The organism is Kitasatospora sp. NPDC056076 (assembly GCF_042266305.1).
In the GTDB taxonomy this organism is placed as follows: domain Bacteria; phylum Actinomycetota; class Actinomycetes; order Streptomycetales; family Streptomycetaceae; genus Kitasatospora.
This window is the reverse complement of sequence record NZ_JBHJWG010000114.1, coordinates 1-3,640: the sequence shown is the minus strand read 5'-3', so window position 1 is coordinate 3,640 and position 3,640 is coordinate 1. Positions and strand designations below refer to the sequence as shown.

Below are 3,640 nucleotides of genomic sequence, written 5' to 3'. Positions count from 1 at the left end.
GGGTGTCCTGGCGGGTGCTGCTGGAGGACCTCGACACCGCCTACCGGGCCCGCCGTGCTGGCCGGGACGGCGCGGCCGCCCTGCCGCCGAAGTCCACCCCGCTGCGGCAGTGGGCCGAGCGGCTGGCCGGGTTCGCCGCCGAAGGAGGCTTCGAGGACGAGACGGAGTACTGGGCGCACGCCCTCCCCTCGCCGTCCGCGCACGGCCAGGACCCCGAGCCCTTCCCGGCCGAGGACCGGACGGCCCCCGACGACTACGCCTCGGCCCGCTCGGTGACCGTACGGCTCGACCCCGCCGCCACCGCCGCCCTGCTGCGCACCCTGCCCGAGACCTACCGCACCCGGGCCAACGACGTGCTGCTGTCCGCCCTCGGGCGGGCGCTGCGCGGGGCGGGCGGGCCGGCGCAGGTGCTGGTGGACGTGGAGGGGCACGGGCGCGAGGAGCTCTTCGCCGAGCTCGAACTCGGCCGCACCGTCGGCTGGTTCACCACCCGCCACCCGGTCGCGCTGGCCGTGCCGTCCGAGGCCGGCTGGGACGCCGTGCTCAAGCAGGTCAAGGAGCAGCTGCGGGCCGTCCCCCGGCGCGGGCTCGGCTTCGACGCCCTGCGCCACCTGGGCCGCCCCGGCACGGCACCGGCCGCGCCCACCGCCCGGATCAGCTTCAACTACCTGGGCCGGATGGACGTTTCGGGCGGGCGCGGCAGCGGTGACGACCGTGCGGACGACGGGGCCGGGCTGCTGCGCGGCACCATCCGCCCGCTGGAGCTGGACGCCGACCCGGGGGTCGAGCGCCCGCACCCCCTGGAGATCGTCGGCCGACTCGTCGACGAGGCGCTGGAGTTCACCTTCCACTACGCCGAACCCCGGCACCGGCGGGCCACCGTGGAGGCGCTCGCCCGGCGCTACGCCGAGGAGCTCGCCGACCTCGCCCGCTTCGCGGTCAGCCCCGGCGCCGCCGGGCGGACCCCGTCCGACTTCCCGCTGGCCCGGCTCGACCAGGCGGCCGTGGACCGGATCACCGGCGAGGACCCGGGCGCGGTCGCGGACGTCCTCCCGCTGACGCCCACCCAGGCCGGCATGCTCTTCCACGACCTCGCGGACGACGGCGGCGGCGCCTACTTCCAGCAGCTGGACTTCGTCCTGGACGGCGTGCCCGACCCAGGCCGGCTGTCCGCGGCCTGGCAGTGGGTCTCCGACCGGACCGAGGTGCTGCGCGCCCGGGTCCGCTGGCAGGACGTCCCCGAGCCGCTGCTGGTGGTGCACCGCCGGGCGGAGCTGCCGGTCACCGAACTGGACTGGCGCGAGGTCCCCGAGCCCGAGCGCGCCACGCGGCTGGCCGACCTGCTGGACCGCGACCGGGCCCGCGGCCTCGACCTCGACCGGGCCCCGCTCCAGCGGCTGGCGCTGATCCGGCTCGGTGAGGACCGGGTGCGGGTGCTGTGGTCCTTCCACCACCTGGTGCTGGACGGCTGGAGCCTGTTCCAGGTGCTCACGGACGTCTTCGCGGCCCACGCCGCCCTGGCCCGGTCCGGCCCGGAGGGAGGCGCACCGTTCGGCACCGTCCCGCCCGGCACCGTCCCCGACCGCCGCCCCTACCGTGACTACCTCGCCTGGCTGGCCGGGCGCGACAACGCCGAGGCGGAGCGGCACTGGCGCACCCGGCTGGCCGGGGTCACCGAGCCGACCCCGCTGCCCTACGACCGCGAGCCGCGCGGCAGCCACCGCGCCGAGTCCAGCCGGGCCCTGCCGTTCACCCTGCCCGCCGCCGCGACCCGGGCCCTGGAGGAGCTGGCCCGCGGCGCCGGCCTGACCCTGAACACCCTGGTCCAGGGCGCCTGGGCGATCCTGCTCGGCCGCGGCGCGCACCGCGGCGACGTGCTGTTCGGCACCACCTCCTCGGGCCGCCCGCCCGAGCTGCCCGAGGTGGAGTCGATGACCGGGCTGTTCATCACCACCCTGCCCACCCGGACCGCGGTGCCCGCCGACGGCACCCTGGTGGACTGGCTGCGCGGGCTCCAACGGGAGCAGAGCGAGGACCGCCGGCACGGCTTCCTGCCGCTCACCCGGCTCCGGGCGGCCACCGGACTCCCCGAGCAGGCCGCCCTGTTCGACAGCATCGTGGTCTTCGAGAACTACCCGGTCGACGACGGCGCGGCGGCCGCCCACGGCCTGCGGCTGCGCGAGCTGGACGGGATCGAGACCACCAACTACCCGCTCGCCCTGCTGGCCCACCCGGGGCCGGAGCTGTCCCTGCGGCTGTGCTACGACCCGCGGCTGTTCGACCCCGGCACAATCCGGCGCACCGCCCGGCAGCTCACCGCCCTGCTGACCGCGCTGCCCGAGGGCGCCGACCGCCCGCCCGCGCGGATCCCGCTGCTGTCCGCGGGGGAGCGCCGGAAGGTCCTGGTCGACTGGAACGCCACCGCGGTCGAGCGGCCGGAGCGGGACGTCGCCGAGCTGTTCGCCGAGCAGGTGCGGCGGTCGCCCGGGGCGGTCGCCCTGGAGGCGGGCGAGGAGCGCCTGAGCTACCGCGAACTCGACGCCCGCGCGGCCGCCCTGGCCGCCCGGCTGGCGGCGCTCGGGGTCGGCCCGGAGCGTGCGGTCGGGGTCCTGATGGATCGTTCCGTCGCCCTGGTCGTCGCCCAGCTGGCGCTGGTCCGCACCGGCGGGGTGTACGTCCCGCTGGACGGCCGGGCCCCGCGCGAGCGGCTGCACGGGATGCTCACCGCGGCCGGTGCGGACCTGCTGCTCACCGACGCCGACCGGGCCGGTACGGCCGCCGGACTGCGCCCGGACGAGCGGGTGCTGCTGGTCGACGGCGGCCCCGCGGGCCCGGAGCCGGAGCGCTTCGAGCCGGCACCCGTCCACCCCGACCACCTCCAGTACCTGATGTTCACCTCCGGCTCCACCGGCGCCCCCAAGGGCGTCGCCGTGCGCCGCCGGGACGTCGCCGCGCTCGCCCTGGACGGCGCCTTCGCCGGGCACGACCGGGTGCTGGTGCACTCCCCGCACGCCTTCGACGCCTCCACCTACGAGCTGTGGGTGCCGCTGCTGCGCGGCGGCACCGCCGTCCTGGCCCCGCCCGGGGACGTGGACGCCGCCGTGGTCCGCCGCGCCGTCACCGAGCAGGGCGTGCGCTGCCTGTTCCTGACCATCGGCCTGTTCCGGGTGCTCGCCCAGGAGGACCCGGGCTGCCTGCGCGGCGCCCGCGAGGTGTGGACCGGCGGCGAGGCGGTGCCGGGCGCCGTGGTGCGCCGGGTGCTGGAGGCCTGCCCCGGGCTCACCGTGGTCGACGTCTACGGTCCGACCGAGACCACCACCTTCGCCACCCGCCGGGCCTTCCGCACCGGCGACCCGCTGCCCGCCGTCCTGCCGATCGGCCGCCCGCTGGACAACACCCGGGCGTACGTCCTGGACGGCGCACTCCAGCCGCAACCCCCGGGCACCACAGGCGAGTTGTACCTGGCCGGGGCCGGCCTCGCCCGGGGCTACACCGGGCGGCCGGGGGAGACCGCCGCCCGCTACCTCGCCGACCCGTACGGCCCGCCCGGCGGCCGGATGTACCGCACCGGGGACACCGTGCGCTGGGGCGAGGACGGCGACCTGGAGTTCGTCGGCCGCGCGGACGACCAGATCAAGAT

The 3,640-nt window shown here is 77.4% G+C and carries 1 protein-coding gene; it reads left to right on the top strand.

Features of this window, described 5'->3' with window-relative positions; translation table 11 throughout:
* Positions 1–3,640, top strand: a 3,640-nt coding sequence (locus tag ACFC1T_RS38260) for an amino acid adenylation domain-containing protein (RefSeq protein WP_375897398.1), incomplete at both ends; no start/stop codon positions are given.